Origin of the sequence: Minwuia thermotolerans (assembly GCF_002924445.1) — a bacterium.
GTDB lineage: Bacteria > Pseudomonadota > Alphaproteobacteria > Minwuiales > Minwuiaceae > Minwuia > Minwuia thermotolerans.
On sequence record NZ_PIGG01000065.1, the window covers coordinates 38,499 to 57,471 of the forward strand.

Consider the following 18,973-nt stretch of genomic DNA (forward strand, 5'->3'; position numbering starts at 1 on the left):
TCAAAGCGCGCCCTCCAGCGAAAGGCCCAGAAGCCGTCCCTGCAGTTCCGTATCGGAAGCGAGCTCGGCCATGCTCCCGGCATGGACGATGTGACCGTCGTCCATCACCGCGACGCTGTCGCCGATCCGCTCGGCCATGTGGAAACTCTGTTCGACCATCAGGATCGTCGTCTCCTGCTTCAGTTCGCCGAAGGCGTCGATCAGAGCGCCGACGATGGCCGGGGCGAGACCCTTGGTGGGTTCGTCGACCAGCAGCAGCCGGCAGGGCTCGATCACCGCGCGCGCGACCGCCAGCATCTGCTTCTGGCCGCCTGAGAGATTGCCTGCCGGCCAGTCCCAGAACTTCTTCAGCGCTGGAAACACACCCCAGATCCAGTCCAGACGGTCCGAGTCCATCGGGCCGGAGCGGGCGGCGAGGCTCATGTTCTCGCGCACGGTTAGCCCGGCGAAGATGCCCATGTTCTCCGGTACGTAGGCGATGCCCAGCCGAGCGATCGCCGGCGTCGGCAGGGAATGGATGGGCTGGCCGTCGAAGACCACTTCGCCGGCGGAGGCGCGCCACAGACCCATGATCGTGCGCATGGTGGTCGTCTTGCCGGCGCCGTTGCGGCCCAGCAGCATCGATACGCCGCCCCGGGGAACCTGGAGATCCACGCCCTGCAGGATGTGGTACTGGCCGATGTGGGTGTGGACGCCGGAGAGACGGAGGATGGCATCGTCAGACACGGTCGGCCACCCCCGTGCCCAGATAGGCCTCTTGCACGATCGGCGAATTCATCACCTCGGCGGGATCGCCATCGGCGACCAGGTAGCCGTGATGCAGCACGACGATGCGGTCGGCCAGTGTGCGGATCACGTCCATCTTGTGCTCCACCAGAAGGATGGTGCGGGATGCGTCGACCTTCATCTGCTGGATCAGATCCAGGATGACCGGCACCTCGTCCATGCTCATGCCCGCTGTGGGTTCGTCGAACATCAGCACCTGGCGGTCGAGCGCGATCAGGATGGCAACCTCCAGCTTGCGCTGGTCGCCGTGGGGCAGGGAAGCGGCAGCGGCGTCGGCGCGCGCCAGCAGGCCGACGCGCTCGAGCACCTGTTCGGCCTCGTCGGTCAGTTCCGTGTGGCGCGCGGCCATGGACAGCAGGTCGAAGCCCAGACCTTTCCGCGCCTGAACCGCCAGCCGCACGTTCTCCCTGACGGACAGGTTCGGGAACAGGTTGGTGAGCTGGAACGCGCGGCCCATGCCGCGTCGGGTCCGCGCCGGGGCGGGCAGGCGGGTGACGTCCTCGCCGTTCAGCAGCACCTGGCCTGCATGGGCCCGCAGCTGTCCGGAAATCAGGTTGAAGTAGGTGGTCTTGCCGGCCCCGTTGGGTCCGACGATCGCCGTCAGCGTGCCCTGCCCGAAGGCGCAGCTCACGTTGTTGACCGCGATGTGGCCGCCGAAGCGGATGGTCAGGCCGCGGGTCTCTACAACCGGCTTCTGGTCATTCGCCATGGCGTGGCGTCTCTCCCCCTTGCGGGACCGGCCACCCCGGGCGCAGCCGCGCCCGGGGTGGCCGGTCCCCCGGCGCGATCCTAGTTCCGGACCGGGACGTCCATCTCGTCAATCTCGATGACGTCGACGAGCTTGGGCACGGCCCACTCCACGCCGTCCTCGATTGCGATCTTGAAGTGATACATCTCCTGCAGGGCCTGATGGTCCTTGGCGCGGAAGATCATCTTGCCCTTGGGCGTCTGGAACTCCATGCCCTCCATGGCCTTGATCAGCGCCTCGGTCTCGGTCGAGCCGGCCTTGCGGATGGCCTCGACGATGGCGATGCCGGCCGCCATACCTCCCGCGGTGAAGAAGTCCGGCGGGCTGTCGAAGCGCTCCTGGTGGGTCTTCACCAGCCAGTCGTTGACCGGGTTCTGCGGGATCTCGTAGTAGTAATAGGTGGCGCCTTCCATGCCGGGCACGACCCTGTAGGCCACCAGGGCGGGCAGGATATTGCCGCCGGTGGCCAGCTCGATGCCGAAACGGCTGGGCTCCATCGCCGCCAGCTTGCCCAGCGGGTTGCCCTTGCCGGCCCAGATCATCCAGATGATCTTGCGGCCTTCCTCGTCCTTCAGCGCGTCGAAGATGCGCTGTGCATGAGAGGTGAAGTCCGTGGTGTCCTGGGGCGCGTACTCCTCGTGCACCAGCTCGGCCCCGGAACCGGCCAGCGCTTCCTTGAAGGCGGCGACGCCGTCGCGGCCGAAGGCGTAGTCCTGCGCCAGGGTGGCGATCTTCACGCCCGGCTTGCCGATGGCGACCGCATTTGCGATGGCGTCCTGCGAAGAATTGCGGCCAGTCCGGAAGATATAACGGTTCCAGGCACTGCCGGTGATGCTGTCGGCCACAGCCGGCTCGACCAGCAGGATCTTCTGGTACTCCTGCGCGACCGGCAGCATGGCCAGCGCCACCCCCGAACTCACGGGGCCGATGGCGATGTCCGCCTCTTCGTCGCCATAGGCTTCGGCCAGCAGCGCACGGCCCTGGTCGGGCTTCAGCTGGGTGTCCTTCTCTATCACCTCGATCTTCTGGCCCAGGACCTCCATGGTCCCCTCGGTGGCGTACTCGAGGCCCAGCATCAGTCCCCGGTGCGACTGCTGGGCGTAGGCTTCCAGCGGACCGGTCTTGCCGTAGATGTGGGCGATCTTGACGGTGTCGTCGGCCAGCGACATGCCGGCCCCAACCATTGTGGCGGCCATCGCGGCGGCGCCAAGCAAGCGTCTCATTGGGTTTCCTCCACTTGTCTCCCTCGGCCGCACGCGCATGGCGTGGGGCTGGACAACAGTTGGCAAGCCGCGTGCCATGACATTGATGCCAATCTTTTCAATGACTTGGTCCGCCATTGCCCGGTGAAGTCGATAGGGCGGATGTCCGTTCTGCCAGACGGATGCAAGAAATGCGGCGAAATCATTTAATGGAATCAAGGTAGTGGCTGCCGATTGTCTGGCGGATCAGACAGTTTTCCATCTGTCCGGTGTTTCGGACATGATGCTGTGGCTGGCGAGCTTGGCGTAGAACTGGGCCCGCGATATGCCGAGGCGCCGGGCCGCTTCGACCTTGACGCCGTTGGTCTGTTCCAGCGCGTGACGGATAGCGGCGGCCTCCGCTTCTGCCAGCACCTCGCGTAACGGGCGAATTTCCCCCGCCGGTTTTGCCGAGACTTGCCGAGCGGCCGATCGGGGCCGGGGCAGCAGGCCGTCGAAATCGTCGGGGCCGAGAACATCCGTGTCGACGGCGGCCGCGGCCTGTTCCAGGACATTGCGGAGTTCCCTGACATTGCCCGGCCAGTCATAGGCGGCCAGGCGGGGGAACGCGTCGGCGGCGACCTCGCGCGGCGCGCCGCCGGCCCGGTGCGCCATGTCCTCCAGCAGCGCCTCGCAGAGCAGCGGCAGGTCGTCCGGCCGTTCCCGCAGCGGCGGCACGGTGATCGGCAGCACGTTGAGGCGATAGTAGAGGTCGGCGCGGAACTCACCCTTGTCGACCATGGCCTTCAGATCCCGGCTGGTGGCGCTGATGATGCGCACGTCCACGGCGACCACCCGATTGGCGCCCAGCGGTTCGATCTCCTGTTCCTGCAGGACGCGCAGCAGCTTTGCCTGCAGCGGCGGTGGCATGTCGCCGATCTCGTCGAGAAAGAGCGTGCCGCCGTCGGCGAGCTGGATCTTGCCCTCGCGGCCGTGGCGGCCGACGCCGGTATAGGCACCGGGGGCGGCGCCGAACAGCTCCGCTTCCAGAAGGGTTTCCGGAATGGCCGCGACATTGACGCGGACCATGGGCTTCTGCGCCCGTGGCGAAGCGGCGTGGATGGCGTGGGCGAGCAGTTCCTTGCCGGTGCCGGTTTCGCCATAGAGCAGCACCGCCGCGTCGCGCTCTGCCGCCCGGCGGGCGTGCCGCTTCAACTGGCGTACGGCCTCCGTCGCGCCGACGAAACTGCCGAAGCGGTACTTGGCGCGCCGGCTCTCCGCCAGTTCACGTCGCGTGATTTCCAGTTCGCTCTGCAACTGCTGGAAGCGCGTCACCAGCGGCTTCAGGGATTGCAGCCGGTCGAACAGGATCACGCCCATGGCCCCCAGAAGGCGGCCGTCCTCGCCCCTGAGCGGAATGCGCGAGACGGTGAGCTGCCGGTTGCCGAGGTCGATGATGTCGAGAAGGTCGGCCCGTCCTGAATCCAGGACGCGGCGCATTTCCGAATGGGGGATGACGTCCTCGACCGGCTTGCCTTCCACCAGGTCGACGCCGTTCCAGCCCAGCAGCGCCTTGAACTTGTCGTTCATCCATGAAATGCGGGCGCGGGTGTCGACCGCGAAGGCGCCTTCGTACATGGAATCGAACAGGTCAATCATCGCCTGCGCCGCCTGGCGGCGGATCTCGGCCTCTCCGATCGCCTTGAACGCCATCGCTTCCTCCCCCGGCCGTCCGGCCTGCCGGACGTCAACATGCGTCCGGATATCCGGACATATACGCCGACGGCGCATCCGGCGGCAAGGCGGCGGGCCTACGCCTGGGCGCCGAGACGCCGGCTTGACACAGGTCAAGGCCGTGGTGGCGCGACAGCGGTATCAGGAAGCGACGATCCGGTTCCTGCGGCGCCACTCTTGAAGGAGAGTCCCATGTCCCCGCTAAGTCGTTCCCTCCCGGTCATCCCCCTCGCCGGCCTCGTGCTGACCGTCCTCTTCCTTGCCCTCGCTGCGCCGTCCGCCGCCGAGCCGGATCGCGACCGGGAGGTTGTCGAACTCTCCGGCGAGCACGGCGACATGCAGTTTCTCGTCGGCGGGCGGGTGAAGGTCAGCGCCACGGTGACCGACGATGTCTTCGCCGCCGGCCGTTATGTCAGTTTCACGCGGGCCGATATCCGCAACGTGATCGCCGCCGGCTATGAGGTCACCCTGGACGGCGGCGTGGTCGCGGACATGATCGCTGCAGGTTCCACCGTGCGCGTCGCCGGTCGGGTCGTCGACGATCTCGTGGCCGCCGGCGGTACGGTCCGGATCGCCCCTGAAGGGGCGGTCGAGAGCGACGTGCGGGCTGTCGGCGAGACGATCGAGGTCGAGGGCGTGGTCGGCGGCAGCCTCCGTGCGGCTGCACGATCCATCCGGATCGAGGGAAGCGTCGGCGGCAAGGCTGATCTCAGCGCCGAGCGGATCGTCATCGGCCCGGCGGCCCGCATTGGCGGGGACCTGATCTACCGCAGCCACCAGCCGCCGGAGATCGCCGCAGGCGCCGTGATCGAAGGCGACGTGAGGCACATCGAAATGGACCTGCCGGACATCGAGCGGATTGGCCTGACCATATTCGGCATCGGCCTCGTCATCGGCGTCGCCTGGGCCGTAGCCGTCCTGCTGCTGGTGGTGGTGATCCAGGCCGCCTTTCCCTCGCTGGTCGGTGAAGCCGCCGCCGCAGCGCGCGCGCGGCCCTGGAACAGTCTTGGCCGCGGCGTGGCGACCCTGATGATCGCCCTGGCGGCGTCCGGGCTGCTGTTCGCTTCCGTTCTCGGCGTCCCGCTTGGCGCGGCGCTGTTCTTCACTACGGCCCTGCTCGCCCTTGTCGGACTCACCGTGGCCGCCCAGTGGGCCGGCTTCGCCATCCGGCGCTGGCGGCGCCGGAGCGACCCGGTCTCGGCGCGGAGCCGCATGGGCTGGACGGTCCTCGGGCTCGTGGCGCTGGCGCTGGTTTCCCTGATTCCGTTCCTCGGATGGATCGTGGTCGGCCTGATCGTGGCCGCCGGCGTCGGCGCGGCCGCGTCCCGTATCTGGCAGCGAGGACAGCCGGCCTATGAAGAGGCCGGCTGACGTCCGCTGGCGTTCAGATTGAGAAGCCGCCCAGCTTCGTCTCCAGGTACTCGGCGATGCCTTCGCGGGCGCCCTCGCGGCCCAGGCCCGAGTCCTTCATGCCGCCGAAAGGCGCGGCCGCGGCGCTCGGGTTGATGTCGTTGATCCCGATGATGCCGAAGTCCAGCCCTTCGAACATGCGGAAGGCGCGGCCGATATCGCGGGTGTAGACATAGGCGGCGAGGCCGTAATGGGTGTCGTTGGCGAGGCTCAGCGCCTCTTCCTCGTCATCGAAGGGGATGATCGGCGCGACGGGGCCGAAGGTCTCCTCGCGGTAGATCTCCATCGTATCGTTGACGCCGTGCAGGATCGTGGGCGCATAGAAGAAACCGCCGCCAAGCGCGCCCTCGGTCAGACGGTGGCCGCCCAGGACCACGTCCGCGCCCTTGGCCTTCGCATCGTCGACCTGACGGGCCACCTTGTCGACGGCGGCGGCATTGACCAGCGGGCCGATGGCGACGCTCTCGTCGAAGCCGGAGCCCGCCTTCATCTTGCCTACGCGACCCGCCAGCGTCTCGGTGAAGGCGTCGGCCTGGGAGCTGTGGACGTAGAGCCGGTTGGGGCTGATGCAGGCCTGACCGGTGTTGAGGAACTTCACCAGCTGCGCCCCCTTGGCGGCGTGAACCGGGTCCGCGTCCTTGAAGACGATGAACGGCGCATGGCCGCCCAGTTCGCAGGAGACGCGCTTCATGTTCGCCGCGGCCTGGCCTGCCAGCATGCGGCCAACCGCGGTGGAGCCAGTGAAGGTCAGCTTCCGCACCTTCGGATTGGTCGTGAATTCCTCGCCGATGGGCTTCGGATCCAGGGCCGTGACCAGGTTGATCACGCCGTCCGGCACGCCGGCCTCGGTCAGGATCCTGAAGACCTCGATGGCGCAGAGCGGCGTCGCCTCCGCCGGTTTCAGCACGACCGTGCACCCGGCGGCCAGCGCGGGCCCGACCTTCCGCGTGATCATGGAGACGGGGTAGTTCCACGGCGTGATCGCGGCCACGACGCCGACCGGCTGGTGCAGGACGATGAATCGCTGGTCGGCCCGCGGCGAGGGGATGGTCTCGCCGTAGTTGCGCTTGGCTTCCTCGGAGAACCAGAGCAGGAAGTCGGCGCCGTACTGGACCTCGGTGCGCGCCGCGCGGAGCGGCTTGCCCTGCTCCTCGGTCATGGTGCGGGCCAGGTGCTCCTTGCGCTCGATCATCAGGTCGTAGGCCCGGCGCAGGACTTCGGCGCGGTGATAGGCCGTGGTCCCGGCCCAGTCGCGGAAGGCGCCGTGGGCGGCGTCGATGGCGCGCTTCGCCGCCTCGCGGTCGCCGTCCGGCACCTCCTTGATGGTCTCGCCCGTCGCCGGGTTGATGACGGAGAAGGTCTTGCCCGAGGCCGCCTCGGTCCATGCGCCCTGAATGAACATCTCTTTCGCTCCCCTTGGTCCGGAATGTCCGCTGTCTAGCCGAAGCCGCGCCGGCGCGACAGTCCCGTCAGTCGCCCAGCGCGCGCTTCAGTGCGTCCAGCCGCGCCGCCCAGATCCGCCGGCTGAGCTTCGCCCCGGGCGCGAATGTCTCGGAGGCGTGGAAGGCGCCGGGCCAGACGTGGAACTCCGTCGGCACGCCGGCCTGCAGCAGGCGCTGGGCGAAGGCGATGTTCTCGTCGCGGAAGAGGTCCATGTCGCCGACGTCCATGTATGTCGGCGGCAGGCCGGAGAGATTCTCCATCCGGGCCGGCGCGGCGTAGCCGTCAGCCGGCCTGCCGCCCAGATACCATTCCCAGGCCTCGAGATTTCCCGACCGGTCCCAGACGCCCAGGTCGACGATCTCGTGGCTGGACGGGGTCTCGTTGCGGTCGTCGATCATCGGATAGAACGGCATCATGAAGCAGAGTGCCGGACCGCCGCGGTCGCGGGCCATCAGCGCCGTCGCGATGGTCAGTCCGCCGCCGGCGCTGCCGCCGTTGATCGCGAGGCGGTCGCGCCGGATGCCGAGTTCGTCGGCGTTGCCCGCCATCCATTTCAGCGCGGCGTAGCAGTCCTCGACCGCCGCCGGGTAGGGATCCTCCGGCGCCAGCCGGTAATCGACCGAGACGAAGACGGCCTGGCTGACCTCGCACATGCGGATAGCGGAGAGTTCGCCCATCTGGAGGTCGCCCATGATCATGCCGCCGCCATGGATGTAACAGACGGCGGGCAGAGGCCCCTCGGCCCCGACGGGCCGGTAGATGCGCACCGCGACGTCCGGCGCGCCCTGGGGCCCGGGGATGGTGCGGTCCTCGATCGAGACGTTCGGGTTCGGCTCGATGTGGGCGGTCATCTCCCGCATCGTGTCGCTCAGCTTCCGCCGCCGTGCGCCGATCTCGGCAATGCCGTTCAGTCCGCCGGGCATCGCCTCCAGCAGGACCTTCAGGCCCTCCCGCGATTCCGGATCGATCCGGTCCAGTGCCGACATGCTTCTTCTCCCCTTGAAGCCGGTTTCTCCCCGCAGGCGAGGCTAGCGCAGGCCGGGGGTCCCGCAAACCGGTCAGGACGGGGAGGGCCCGCGCGGGAGACGCAGACCTATGTCTGGATCACGACCAGGCCGATATAGGCCATGTAGCCGGCCAGCAGCGCGCCGCCCTCGAAGCGGTTCACCCGGAGTCCGGTAACCGCCATGACCATCATCGCCACGGTCGCAGCGAGCATTACCCAGATGTCGAACGCCGCGATCACCTCGGGCACGGCGATGGGCTGCAGGATCGCGGTGACGCCCAGGATGCCGAAGATGTTGTAGATGTTGCTGCCCAGGATGTTGCCGAGTGCGACGTCGCCCTGACGCCGGATGGCCGCGACGACGGAGGTCACCAGCTCGGGCAGCGAGGTGCCGATCGCCACGACGGTGAGCCCGATCGTCGCCTCCGAGACGCCTGCCAGCTGCGCCAGGTCGATGGCGGCGGCCACCAGCATCTTCGCGCCGAAGACCGTCAGCGCCAGACCGCCCAGGAAGAGCGGCCCGGCTACCCATAACCGCTCCGATCGGAGCGGCGCCGGCGCCGGCAGGTCCATCTCGGCGGCAAGGCCGGGCACGGTGCGCTCGGCGCGATAGGCGACGATCAGATAGACGATGAGGCCGGCGATCAGACCGACGCCGACCAGTCGGCTCATTTCCCCGTACAGCACCACGGCGGCGCAGGCGATGGCGGCGATGGTCATGACCACGCCATCGCGGCGCAGCGAGTTCAGGCTGGCCTGGACGGGCCGGATCAGCGCGGCGAGACCCAGGATCAGCAGGATGTTGGCGATGTTGCTGCCGACGACATTGCCGACGGCGATACCAGGCGAGCCGACCAGGGCGGCCTCCACGCTGGTGACGAGTTCCGGCATGGAGGTGCCGAAACCGACAAGGGTGAGGCCGATCAGCAGGGGCGAGACGCCGAGCCGGCGGGCGAGGCCGACGGCGCCGCGGACAAGCATGTCGCCGCCCAGAACGAGAAGAACGAGGCCGGCGGCGAGTTCGAGGAAGCTCATGAAGGGGACCATTCGAAGAAGGCGCGGCCCGGCGGGCGCGCTGTGGTGAACGCGGCGCGAGACATGGTGGTTCGCCGGGCGGAGTGCAATCGGGCGCGTCGGGCGACCGAGGAAATCAGTCGCCCGGCACGCGATAGCCCCGCGGCGGCGGCCGGTATTTCTCGACCTCGAAGTTCACGGCGATCATCCAGTCGGCGTAGTCGGGATCTATGCGCTTCGCCATCTGCAGCAGTTCCTGGCGAAACGGGCCTTCCAGAGGTCCGCCGCGGCCCGGCCAGATGCGGAACTTGATGCGGACGAAACTGCGGCCCGTGCGTGTCGTCTGGCGCGCCATGATTTCCGGCTGGGCCCGGAAGATGCCGGGATAGAGCTCGAGCGCCGTGTCGGCCAGCAGCGACGCCTCCTGCGCCAGTTGTTCCCCCTTCTCGGCGTCTTCGGGCAGGGTGACGTCGATGAAGCAGCGGACATAGCCCCTGGGGTAGGTGGTGACGTTCAGGATGCTGCGGTTGGGCACGAAGACCTCGGCCCCCATCGGGTTGCGCAGCACCGTGAAGCGCATCCCGAAGCGCTCTACGATGCCCACTTGGCCGCTGACCTCGATGACGTCGCCGATGTCGAACAGGTCGGTGAAGACGATGGTGACGCCGCTGACCACGTCCTGGACCATGCCCTGGGAGCCGAAGGCCACGGCCAGGCCGATGATCGAGGCGCTGGCCAGGTAGGTCGAGAGCGGCACGCCGATTTCGTTCAGGACGAAACCGAAGGCGGTGAAGTAGAGGGCGAAGACCGCGCTGCTGGTGATCAGGCTGATCAGGGTCCGCGTCTTGGTGGAGCGTCGGGCCACGCCGCTGGTCATGGCGCGTGCGCTGAGCATGCGGACGGCACGGACGAAGATGTGCGCCGCCACCGCCAGGGCGAGCGCGACGGCGATCCGTTCCCAGCCCGAGAGCCCGTTCAGGAACTCAGCCACCAAATTTTCCGCCTCAGCCTACTGGTCGAGCGCCCGGCGGCGTTCCTCGTACTCCTCGCGGTCGATCTCGCCCCGGGCGAAGCGTTCGTCCAGAATATGGCGCGCGCTCGAACGCTGACCGTTTCCGCCGGCAAACGACTGGCCATGGCTGGAGCCGAGCCAGCGAACCAGAAGGATGATCAGCGCGATCACGCCGCCCCAGAATAACACCATCATGATTCCGCCGAAGAGCATGTGGCCCCAGCCCCAGTCGCCATGGCCGTGGGTGTACCCCTGGGCCATGGCGGAACTGGTCCAGGCCAATGTCACGGCTATCGTTGCGGCTGAGAAGCCGAATCTTCGCTTCATCAGGCTGCCTCCTCTATCGATGGATTGATTCTCGCATGTCCCGCGGAGGCGGGGAATTCGTCAAGGAGTCGCGCTACCTTCACCGGTCTTCCGCAGGCCGACGAAATCCGGCTCCCGGCCCTCGCCGAAGGCGGCGATGGCTTCCAGGTTGGCCGGCCCGCCGATCAGCTGGCAGAACGCCGCCTCCTCGCGCCGGCGCGCATTGCGGACCGCGTCGAGCCGGGCGTCCAGCATCAGCTTCTTGGTGGCGATCAGGGACTCGACGGGCATGCGGGCGATGCGCGCGGCCAGTTCGCGCGCCGCGTCCATCAGTTCGTGATCGGGCAGCGCGCGCAGGGCGAGGCCGCTTGCCACGGCCTCCCGCGCGTCCATCCAGCCGCCGGTGAACAGAAGGGCCGCCGCCCGGTTCCAGCCCAGCCGTTCCGGCAGCAACAGGCTGCTCGCGGCTTCGGCGGTGACGCCCAGATTGACGAAGGGCGCGCGCAGCTTCGCGCTTTCCGCCATCAGCACGATGTCGCAATGGGGCAGGACGGTCAGGCCGATTCCGACGCCGACGCCGTTGACCGCGGCGACCAGCGGTTTCGGGAAGGACTCGACCGTCGATATGAAGGGACGGAACCCGGCATTCATGCGGCTCTCGTGGTCGCGGTCGTCGGCCAGTTCGGCCAGATCCTGGCCGGCGGAGAAGGCGCGGCCCGCGCCGGTGAGCAGGACGCAGGCGATCGAACCGTCTTCGGCGGCGGCGGCGAGCGCGGCGGCGGCGGCGTTGTAGAGCTCGTCATTGAACGCATTGAGCTGTTCGGGCCGGTTCAGGCGCAATTCCAGCACGCCGTCCCGGCGGGTCTCCTCGATCACCGCCATGTTTGCCTCTCTCGTAAACGCTCAGCCGGACATGGGCGTCCAGACGTCCCCGCGCGCGACGGCGACGGATTTCAGGATGGCATAGCACGGGGCGCCGGGTGCAAGTTCAAGCGCCTCGGCCGAACGCCGCGTCAGCCGCGCCAGCAGACGCTCTCCGCCGCAGTCGAGCTGCACCATCACCCCGGGACCTTCGCCCCGGCGGACCGCGGCGACGCGGCCGGCGAGGATGTTGAGCGCCGACAGGCCTTCGGGCCGCGTCCGAGACAGGATCACATCCTGGGCGTGGATGCGGACGGCGATGCGCCGCCCCGGCTCGGCCTCGATGCGCGGCAGCAGCAGCCGCCCGCCGGCCGCCTCGAACTCGGTCAGCCCATCGGCGTGATGGACGACGACGGTCGCGGGGATGATCGCGCCCGCCTCCCGCACACCGAGGTCGGGGATGCTGTCGGGGTCGGAGAGCACTTTGGCCGCGGGCCCTGCGGCGGCGACCCGGCCGTCGCGCAGGGTGACCACCGTCGTCGCCAGCCGAGCCACCTCCGGCACCGAATGGCTCACATAGAGAACGGGAACCTCGGTGCGGTCCCGCAGGCGTTCCAGATAGGGCAGGATTTCGGCCTTGCGCGCCTCGTCGAGGGAGGCCAGAGGCTCGTCCATCAGCAGCAGACGCGGCGCGGCCAGCAGCGCCCTTCCGATCGCCACCCGTTGCTTCTCGCCCCCCGAAAGGGCGCCCGGCCGCCGCGCCAGCAGCGGCTCGATCCCCAGCATGTCGACGATATCGTCAAACCTGTCGTCTTCTGCGCGTCTGCCCGTGAACCAGCGGCCGTAGCGCAGGTTCCGCGCCACGCTGAGATGAGGGAACAGCCGCCCGTCCTGGAAGACATAGCCGACACGGCGGCGGTGCGGCGGCAGCCAGTGGCCGCTTTCGGTGTCGAACAGCTCCCAGCCATTGACGGCGACCCTTCCCGCCTGTGGCCTGAGCAGGCCGGCGACGGCGTTGACCACGGTGGTCTTGCCGGCGCCGGAGCGTCCGAACAGGGCCGTCACGCCCGCCGGCGCCTCGAAGGCGACGTCGAGATCGAAGCCCGGGAAGCGGTGGCGGAGAGCGACCGAGAGGCTCATCGGCCCTTCACCCGCCGCGTGGCGCGCTGCGCCAGCGTCTCGGAGACCAGCAGTGCGCCCATGGAGATGACGATGGAGACGACGACCAGCCGGAGCGCCGCCGGCTCCCCGCCCGGCACCTGCAGGAAGGTGTAGACGGCCGAGGCGATGGTCTGCGTCTCGCCGGGGATGCTGGAAACGAAGGTGATGGTCGCGCCGAACTCGCCCATCGCCTTGGCGAAGGTGAGCAGCGCGCCGGCGATGACGCCGGGCAGGATCATGGGCAGGGTCACGGTGAGGAAGACCCAGCAGCGGTTGGCGCCCAGCGTACCGGCCGCCTGCTCCAGACCCGGGTCCACCGCCTCCACCGCGATGCGGATTGCCCGCACCATCAGAGGGAAGCCCATGACGGCGGCGGCCAGGGCTGCGCCGGTCCAGCGGAAGGCGAAGACGATGTCGAAGTGCTCGGCCAGGAACGAGCCGACCGCACCCCTTCGGCCGAAGGTCAGCAACAGCAGATAGCCCGTCACCACGGGCGGCATGACCAGCGGCAGATGGACGATGACGTTCAATATCTGGCGGCCGGGAAACCGGCCCCGCGCCAGCAGCAGCGCCGTCGCAACCGCGAGCGGTAGGCTCGCCAGCGTCGCCCAGAAGGCGACCCTGATCGAAAGCGCCACCGCCTGCCAGGCGTCGGGTCCAAGCCAGTCCATGGCTTCCTTCTACCTGATCACGCCGAAACCGTGTCGCTCGAAAATCGCGCGTGCCGCCGGGCCCTTGAGGAACGCGAGGAAGGCTGCGGCGTGGCGATTGCCGCTCTCCGCCGTCACGGCCGCCGGATAGACGATGGGCGGGTGGGTCCCGGCGGCGAAGGTTCCGACGACCGAGACGTTGTCGCTGGCGGCTGCATCGGTGCGGTAGACGATGCCGTATGGCGCTTCGCCGGTGGCGACCAGTGCAAGGGCGGCGCGGACGTTCGGCGCCTGGACGACACGGGCCTCGACCTTGTCCCACAAGCCGAGATTTTCCAGCGCAGCGCGGCCGTAGATGCCTGCGGGCACCGCCTCGACCAGCGCCATTGCCAGCCGTCTGTCGCCGAGCAGTGCGGGGAGATCGAGCGATGGTCCCACGTCGACCGATTCCGCCTGCCGTCCATGCGCCACCAGGACAATGGCGTTGGTCAGCAGATCGACACGTGTTCCGGCGCGGAGCAGGCCATCCTGTTCCAGAACGTCCATCCAGTCTGGATTGGCCGAGACGAAAATGTCGGCCGGGGCGCCCTGCTGTATCTGCCGGGCGAGAGCGGAACTGCCGGCATAGGCGGCGATCGCCGGCTGCCCGGTGTCTGCTCGCCAGGCCGCTATCGCCGCGTCCATCGCGTTCCGCAGGCTGGCTGCGGCGAAAACCGTGACCGGTTCCGCAGCGCGAACCGTGGTCACGAAACCCAGCCCCAGCAGGCATGCGGCCAGTGCACGCGCGATCCCGCGTCCGGAGAACGGGCGCATGAATGGCCTCCCGAATTTTCAGCCCAGTGCAGCAGGAACTATCGAGGGCTGTGTGACGGGCTGTCAAACGCGGCGGCGGGGGCGGGTCCTGATTTCCCGGCACTGGTGAAATTCTGGCCAGAAGGGGGCCGGGTTCTGCGCAGATTGTATGCAATCCGGCCTTCCTTTTGCTGGAGTTCTCGAAAAACGGCTTGTTTTCAATGTGTTGATATCCGGCGTGCGTCTTGCTCCTGCGTTGCCGTACCGCCCGGCGCCAGGCGCGCCCGAGGGCCTGAGAGGGAGCTATCAGATGAATTTCACCCGACGCATGTTCATGGCGGCGGCGGCGGCCGCGATGCTGTCCGCGGGACCGGCGCTCGCCGATGAGGCGAAGAAGGTCGGAATCCTCATTCCGGGCTCGAAGTCGGACAAGGGCTGGATGGAGTCCGGCTATGACGGTCTCGCCGCCGCACAGGAAAAGTACGGCGACAGGCTGGAAGTCCAGATGATCGAGAACATCAACTACGCCGACATGGAGCAGGCCATCACCCAGCTCGCCATCGGCAACGAACTGGTGATCGGCGTCGGCGGCCAGACCCAGGCGGCGATCTACAAGATCGCGCCGCGTTTCCCCGACACGAGTTTCTCCATCGTCGGCGGCAACGAGGGCGAGGCCCCGGCCAACATCGCCAGCTACGACGTCAAGCAGGCCGAGATCGCCTTCGTCGCCGGCGCCGCCGCGGCGATGCTCTCGACGAACGGCGCAGTCAGCTATGTCGGCGGTCTGGAGATCCCCTCCATCGTCAACGCCGGCGCCGAGTTCGGCAACGGCGCGCGCTACATCAACCCCGATATCAAGTACTTCGAGAACTACACCGGCGACTTTGACGATGTGGCCAAGTCGAAGGAGGCGACGCTCGCCGCCATCGCCCAAGGCGCCGACGTGCACTATCACATCCTCAATCTCGGTCTGCGCGGCATGGAGCAGGCGGCCCGGGAGAAGAGCACCCACATCATCGGCAGCTACACCGACCGCTGCGGCTCCGATCCCCTTTACGTCGCCTACTCGATCACCGGCGTCGGCTTCCAGGTGAGCTACGCCATCGACGAGCTGATGGCCGGCTCCTGGGCGCCCGGCTACAAGCCCTTCGGCCTCGCCATGGGTCCGGAAGCCTCCGATATCGCGGTCTGCGAGAGCTCGGCGGAGATGATGGAGAAGCTTGAGCAGATCAAGGCGGACATCCAGACCGGCAGGATCAAGGTTCTGGAAGGGTGACACCCGACGCGGGAACCGTGACGGCGTCTCCGGCGGCGGCCCCTGTGGCCGTGGCCGGGGACGCGCGGTTCGCGATGCGCGGCGTCGGCAAACGCTTCGGCGGTTTCGATGCGCTGACCGATATCCACATCGATTTCCGCGCGGGCGAGATCCACTGCCTGCTGGGCGAAAACGGCGCCGGCAAGTCGACGCTCTGCAATCTGATCTTCGGCGTCCATCAGCCGACGTCAGGAGAGATGCGTTTCGAAGGCGCGCCCTATGCGCCGGCCGGACCGCGCGAGGCGCTGGAGAACGGCATCGCCATGGTTCATCAGCATTTCAGCCTGGTGAACGAGCTGTCGGTGGTGGACAATCTGCTGCTGGGCCGGGGGCTGGGCCGGGTCGACCGCGCCGCCTATGCCGCGCGGCTGGCGGAGCTCTCGGCGCTCTACGGTCTTGGTCTCGAGCCTTTCCGCATCGTCGGCGACCTGTCGATCGGCGAGCGCCAGCGCGTCGAGATCGTGAAATGCCTGATGCGCGAGCCCCGGCTGCTGATCCTGGACGAGCCGACCGCCGTCCTGCTGCCCGACGAGATCGCCGCCCTGATCGAAACCTGCCGCCGGGTCGCCGCCGAAGGCACGGCGGTCGTTCTGGTTACCCACAAGCTGGCCGAGATCAAGCAGGTGGCCAGCCGCGTCTCCGTGCTGCGCGCGGGCCGCATCGCAACAACTTCCGACAACCCGGCCGGCGAGATCGACCGTCTGGTCAGGGCGATGATCCGCCGCGACGCGGACAGCCTGGACGCCTCGATGATGTCGACCCTGGGGATGGGCGGCGATACGGCCTCGCCCAGGGTCCGCCGCAGGTTGTCGGACGGCGGCGGCCTCGCCCTGCAGGTCGATGGCGTCTCCTTCAGGGACGCGGGCGGCGCGCAACGGCTCGACAATGTGACGCTGACCGTGCGGCCGGGCGAGATCGTCGGCATCGCCGGCGTCGAGGGCAATGGCCAGAGCGAACTGGGCAATATCCTGGCCGGTCTGGCGCAGCCGGGCGCGGGGCGCTGGTTCGCCGGCGACAGTGAGCTGACAAGAGCCACGCCGGCCCGGATCACGGCCGCCGGCGTCGGCATCGTGCCCGAGGACCGCCACCTGGTCGCCGCCGCGGACGACATGAGCCTCGCCGAGACCATGCTGAACAACAGGATGGGCGCGCATACGCGCTTCGGGCTGATCGACCGGCGTTCGGTCCGGGCGGAAGCCGCCGACCTGATCGAGCGTTTCGACGTGCGCGCCGCCGGGCCCGACGTCCGCTTCGGCAGCCTCTCGGGCGGTAATCAGCAGAAGGCGGTGCTGGCGCGGGAACTGACCATGCCGGGGCTGAAATTCATGCTGGCCGCGCAGCCGACCCGCGGCCTCGACGTCGGCGCGGTGGAGGCGGTCTACGGCCTGATCCGCGCCGCCTGCGAGAAGGGCGCGGGCGTGCTGCTGATCTCCTCGGAACTGGACGAGATCCTGGCCGTGGCCGACCGGGTGCTGGTGATGTACCGCGGCCGTATCGTCAACGAGCGCCCCGCCGACCCGTCCGAGAAAGACGCCATCGGCGCCATGATGGCGGGACAGGGCGCATGAGCGCCGCGCTGGCCGTCTCGGGCCGGATCCTGGCTGCGCCGGCGGCGATCCCCGTGCTGGCGGTTCTCGCCGCTTTCGCCGTGGGGCTCCTGCTGATCGTCGCCACGGGGGCGTCGCTGGGTCAGGCGATCTCCGCCTTCAGCCAGGGCGCCTTCGGTTCGGCCTACGCCATCTCGGTGTCGCTGAACCGGGCCACCGTCTATGCCCTGGTCGGCATCGGTTTCGTCATCGCAGCGCGCGCGGGGCTCACCAATGTCGGCGGCGAGGGACAGATCGCCATGGGCGGCATCATGGCGACGGCGGTCGCGGTGCATGGCGGGGTCGCGGGCCTGCCGCTGGGTCTCGCGGTGATCCTGCCCGTGCTGGCCGCTTCGCTGGCCGGCGGCCTCTGGGGCGGGCTGGCGGGCGTGCTGAAGGTCAGGGCCGGCACCAACGAGGTCATCTCGACCCTGCTGCTCTCCTTCATCGCCATCTGGATCGTCTACTGGTGCGTCCAGTCGACGGACCTGCTGCGTCAGCCCATGACCAGCGCCGCGACCCTGCCGGAATCGGCGACGGTGCCGGCATCGACCATGGTGCCGCTGCTGACAGGCTCCTACGCCGCGCCGGTCACCGTCGGCGTGGTGATCGCCCTGATCCTCGCCGTCGTCGCGGCCGTCCTGCTGGCGCGCTCCGTATTCGGTTTTCGTCTCCGTTTCGTCGGCCTCAACCCGATCGCCGCCGCCCGCGCGGGCATTCCGGTCGAGCGCATGACCGTCCTGGCCCTGTTCATCGCAGGCGCGCTGGGCGGACTGGCCGGCGCGATCATGCTGCTGGGCGAACAGCACTCGCTGAAGACGGGCTTCTCGTCGGGCTACGGATTCGACGGCCTCGTCGTCGGCCTGCTGGCCCGGGGCCGCATTTCCGGCGTCATTGCCGGCGCGCTGCTGTTCGGCTTCCTGCGCTCGGGCGGCATCACCATGGAAATGGCGGCGGGCGTGCCGACGGCGCTGGTGCAGATCGTACAGGGCCTGATCGTGATCTCGATCGCCGGCGCGGCCTACTGGATGGACAGGAGAGCGAGCCGATGAACGAGGAACTGCTGGCGGTCTTCGTGGCCTCGACCATCCGGCTCGCCACGCCGCTGCTGCTGGCCGCGATCGGCGAACTGCTGAGCGAGAAGGCCGGCGTCCTCAACATGTCGGTCGAGGGCATGATGCTGACCGGCGCCTTCGCCGCCGCTGCGGGCGCGTCGCTCTCGGGCAGCCCTGTCATGGGGCTGGTCTGCGGGCTGGTCGCTGTCATTCCGCTGTCGCTGCTGCAGGCGTTCCTGACCAACACGCTGCGCGCCAACCAGATCGTCACCGGCCTGGGCATCAACATCTTCGTGCTGGGCGCGACGACGCTCGGCTACCGCGAGCTGTTCGGCGCGCGCTCGCGGGAGGTCATTCCCGGCTTCGACAAGTGGAACCCGCCGATTCTGGGCGACATCCCGGTGATCGGGCAGACGATCTTCGAACAGGTCTGGCTGGTCTATCTGGTGATTCCGGTCGCCATCGCGGTATGGTATCTGCTCGCCCGCACGGGGCTGGGCGTCGCCATCAAGGCGGCCGGCGCGGCGCCGCGGACGGTCGCTCATTCGGGGCTGTCGGTCACGCTGATCCGCTATGGCGTCATCATGGCGACCGGCCTGCTTGCGGCGCTGGGGGGCATCTTCCTCTCCATCGGCGACATTCACACCTTCACCGAGGGGATGACGCGCGGCGCGGGCTATCTCGCCATCGCGGCGGTGATCTTCGGCAACTGGAAGCTGGGCCAGACCATCGTGGCGTGCCTGGTCTTCGGCGCGGCGACGGCGCTGCAGTTCCAGCTGCCGGCGCTGGGCATCGACGCGCCCAACGCGCTGCTGATCATGATGCCCTACCTGCTGGCCTTCATCGCCGTCTCCGGCCTGGTCGGCCGCCAGAGCGCGCCCCGGACCCTGGCCCAGCCCTACTGGAAGTAGCC

Annotated in this window: 18 protein-coding genes; 5 read left to right on the forward strand and 13 right to left on the reverse strand. The window is 68.4% G+C overall.

Going from position 1 to position 18,973, the window contains the following annotated elements:
• The 4 genes from CWC60_RS18445 to CWC60_RS18460 form a co-directional block, all read right to left on the reverse strand.
• The gene (locus CWC60_RS18445) at nt 1-726 is read right to left on the reverse strand and encodes an ABC transporter ATP-binding protein (RefSeq protein ID WP_109795399.1); all 726 of its coding nucleotides are present in this window, start codon (nt 724-726) and stop codon (nt 1-3) included.
• Nucleotides 719-1,495 carry an ABC transporter ATP-binding protein gene (locus CWC60_RS18450; RefSeq protein WP_109795400.1) on the reverse strand — a complete coding sequence of 259 codons (777 nt, stop codon included), beginning with the start codon at nt 1,493-1,495 and terminating at the stop codon, nt 719-721. The genes CWC60_RS18445 and CWC60_RS18450 overlap by 8 nt, the downstream gene beginning before the upstream one ends.
• A gap of 80 nt (nt 1,496-1,575) precedes the next feature.
• Nucleotides 1,576-2,757: a substrate-binding domain-containing protein gene (locus CWC60_RS18455; RefSeq protein ID WP_109795401.1), complete on the reverse strand. Its 1,182-nt coding sequence runs from the start codon at nt 2,755-2,757 to the stop codon at nt 1,576-1,578.
• Between the two features lie 225 nt (nt 2,758-2,982).
• Nucleotides 2,983-4,428: a sigma-54 interaction domain-containing protein gene (locus CWC60_RS18460; RefSeq protein WP_109795402.1), complete on the reverse strand. Its 1,446-nt coding sequence runs from the start codon at nt 4,426-4,428 to the stop codon at nt 2,983-2,985.
• A 213-nt stretch (nt 4,429-4,641) separates the two neighbouring features.
• Between CWC60_RS18460 and CWC60_RS18465 the strand changes: the two genes are divergently transcribed.
• On the forward strand, nt 4,642-5,820 hold the full coding sequence (locus CWC60_RS18465; RefSeq protein WP_109796346.1) for a bactofilin family protein: 1,179 nt from the start codon (nt 4,642-4,644) through the stop codon (nt 5,818-5,820).
• Between the two features lie 13 nt (nt 5,821-5,833).
• Here CWC60_RS18465 and CWC60_RS18470 read toward each other — a convergent pair whose 3' ends face one another.
• The 9 genes from CWC60_RS18470 to modA all read right to left on the reverse strand — a co-directional run bounded on the left by CWC60_RS18470 (nt 5,834) and on the right by modA (nt 14,125).
• Nucleotides 5,834-7,261, reverse strand: a complete 1,428-nt coding sequence (locus tag CWC60_RS18470; RefSeq protein WP_109795404.1) for an NAD-dependent succinate-semialdehyde dehydrogenase — start codon at nt 7,259-7,261, stop codon at nt 5,834-5,836.
• 67 nt (nt 7,262-7,328) lie between these two features.
• Nucleotides 7,329-8,288, reverse strand: a complete 960-nt coding sequence (locus tag CWC60_RS18475; protein WP_109795405.1) for an alpha/beta hydrolase — start codon at nt 8,286-8,288, stop codon at nt 7,329-7,331.
• 107 nt (nt 8,289-8,395) lie between these two features.
• Nucleotides 8,396-9,343: a calcium/sodium antiporter gene (locus CWC60_RS18480; protein ID WP_109795534.1), complete on the reverse strand. Its 948-nt coding sequence runs from the start codon at nt 9,341-9,343 to the stop codon at nt 8,396-8,398.
• Nucleotides 9,344-9,458: 115 nt separating this feature from the next.
• Nucleotides 9,459-10,313 (reverse strand): mechanosensitive ion channel family protein, encoded by an 855-nt coding sequence (locus CWC60_RS18485; protein ID WP_109795406.1) that lies wholly within the window; start codon nt 10,311-10,313, stop codon nt 9,459-9,461.
• Nucleotides 10,314-10,331: 18 nt separating this feature from the next.
• On the reverse strand, nt 10,332-10,661 hold the full coding sequence (locus CWC60_RS18490; RefSeq protein WP_206420024.1) for an SHOCT domain-containing protein: 330 nt from the start codon (nt 10,659-10,661) through the stop codon (nt 10,332-10,334).
• Nucleotides 10,662-10,721: 60 nt separating this feature from the next.
• Nucleotides 10,722-11,522, reverse strand: coding sequence for an enoyl-CoA hydratase/isomerase family protein (locus CWC60_RS18495; RefSeq protein WP_109795407.1), 801 nt, complete (start codon nt 11,520-11,522; stop codon nt 10,722-10,724).
• A 21-nt stretch (nt 11,523-11,543) separates the two neighbouring features.
• Entirely contained in the window at nt 11,544-12,641 is a 1,098-nt protein-coding gene (gene modC, locus CWC60_RS18500) for a molybdenum ABC transporter ATP-binding protein (protein ID WP_109795408.1), read from the reverse strand.
• Nucleotides 12,638-13,333, reverse strand: coding sequence for a molybdate ABC transporter permease subunit (gene modB / locus CWC60_RS18505; protein ID WP_109795409.1), 696 nt, complete (start codon nt 13,331-13,333; stop codon nt 12,638-12,640). Before modB ends, modC begins: the two co-directional genes overlap by 4 nt.
• Nucleotides 13,334-13,342: 9 nt before the next feature.
• The gene (gene modA / locus CWC60_RS18510; RefSeq protein ID WP_109795410.1) at nt 13,343-14,125 is read right to left on the reverse strand and encodes a molybdate ABC transporter substrate-binding protein; all 783 of its coding nucleotides are present in this window, start codon (nt 14,123-14,125) and stop codon (nt 13,343-13,345) included.
• 289 nt (nt 14,126-14,414) lie between these two features.
• Here modA and CWC60_RS18515 point away from each other — a divergent pair, with 289 nt between their 5' ends.
• The 4 genes from CWC60_RS18515 to CWC60_RS18530 all read left to right on the forward strand — a co-directional run bounded on the left by CWC60_RS18515 (nt 14,415) and on the right by CWC60_RS18530 (nt 18,971).
• A complete protein-coding gene (locus CWC60_RS18515) occupies nt 14,415-15,380 on the forward strand; it encodes a BMP family protein (protein ID WP_109795411.1) in 966 nt (321 codons plus the stop codon).
• A 74-nt stretch (nt 15,381-15,454) separates the two neighbouring features.
• Complete coding sequence (locus tag CWC60_RS18520; RefSeq protein ID WP_109795412.1) at nt 15,455-16,987, forward strand: ABC transporter ATP-binding protein; 1,533 nt, start codon at nt 15,455-15,457, stop codon at nt 16,985-16,987.
• Nucleotides 16,984-18,057 carry an ABC transporter permease gene (locus tag CWC60_RS18525; RefSeq protein WP_109795413.1) on the forward strand — a complete coding sequence of 358 codons (1,074 nt, stop codon included), beginning with the start codon at nt 16,984-16,986 and terminating at the stop codon, nt 18,055-18,057. Before CWC60_RS18520 ends, CWC60_RS18525 begins: the two co-directional genes overlap by 4 nt.
• Entirely contained in the window at nt 18,054-18,971 is a 918-nt protein-coding gene (locus CWC60_RS18530; protein WP_109795414.1) for an ABC transporter permease, read from the forward strand. The genes CWC60_RS18525 and CWC60_RS18530 overlap by 4 nt, the downstream gene beginning before the upstream one ends.
• The last annotated feature ends 2 nt before the right edge of the window (nt 18,972-18,973 follow it).

Coding starts and splice junctions, on each gene's coding strand:
- CWC60_RS18495 (WP_109795407.1), bottom strand. CDS start 11,522: ATGGCGGTGATCGAGGAGACCCGCCGGGACGGCGTGCTGGAATTGCGC.
- CWC60_RS18455 (WP_109795401.1), bottom strand. CDS start 2,757: ATGAGACGCTTGCTTGGCGCCGCCGCGATGGCCGCCACAATGGTTGGG.
- CWC60_RS18450 (WP_109795400.1), bottom strand. CDS start 1,495: ATGGCGAATGACCAGAAGCCGGTTGTAGAGACCCGCGGCCTGACCATC.
- CWC60_RS18530 (WP_109795414.1), top strand. CDS start 18,054: ATGAACGAGGAACTGCTGGCGGTCTTCGTGGCCTCGACCATCCGGCTC.
- CWC60_RS18460 (WP_109795402.1), bottom strand. CDS start 4,428: ATGGCGTTCAAGGCGATCGGAGAGGCCGAGATCCGCCGCCAGGCGGCG.
- CWC60_RS18475 (WP_109795405.1), bottom strand. CDS start 8,288: ATGTCGGCACTGGACCGGATCGATCCGGAATCGCGGGAGGGCCTGAAG.
- CWC60_RS18480 (WP_109795534.1), bottom strand. CDS start 9,343: ATGAGCTTCCTCGAACTCGCCGCCGGCCTCGTTCTTCTCGTTCTGGGC.
- CWC60_RS18525 (WP_109795413.1), top strand. CDS start 16,984: ATGAGCGCCGCGCTGGCCGTCTCGGGCCGGATCCTGGCTGCGCCGGCG.
- modB (WP_109795409.1), bottom strand. CDS start 13,333: ATGGACTGGCTTGGACCCGACGCCTGGCAGGCGGTGGCGCTTTCGATC.
- modC (WP_109795408.1), bottom strand. CDS start 12,641: ATGAGCCTCTCGGTCGCTCTCCGCCACCGCTTCCCGGGCTTCGATCTC.
- CWC60_RS18465 (WP_109796346.1), top strand. CDS start 4,642: ATGTCCCCGCTAAGTCGTTCCCTCCCGGTCATCCCCCTCGCCGGCCTC.
- CWC60_RS18470 (WP_109795404.1), bottom strand. CDS start 7,261: ATGTTCATTCAGGGCGCATGGACCGAGGCGGCCTCGGGCAAGACCTTC.
- CWC60_RS18520 (WP_109795412.1), top strand. CDS start 15,455: ATGCGCGGCGTCGGCAAACGCTTCGGCGGTTTCGATGCGCTGACCGAT.
- CWC60_RS18515 (WP_109795411.1), top strand. CDS start 14,415: ATGAATTTCACCCGACGCATGTTCATGGCGGCGGCGGCGGCCGCGATG.
- CWC60_RS18490 (WP_206420024.1), bottom strand. CDS start 10,661: ATGAAGCGAAGATTCGGCTTCTCAGCCGCAACGATAGCCGTGACATTG.
- modA (WP_109795410.1), bottom strand. CDS start 14,125: ATGCGCCCGTTCTCCGGACGCGGGATCGCGCGTGCACTGGCCGCATGC.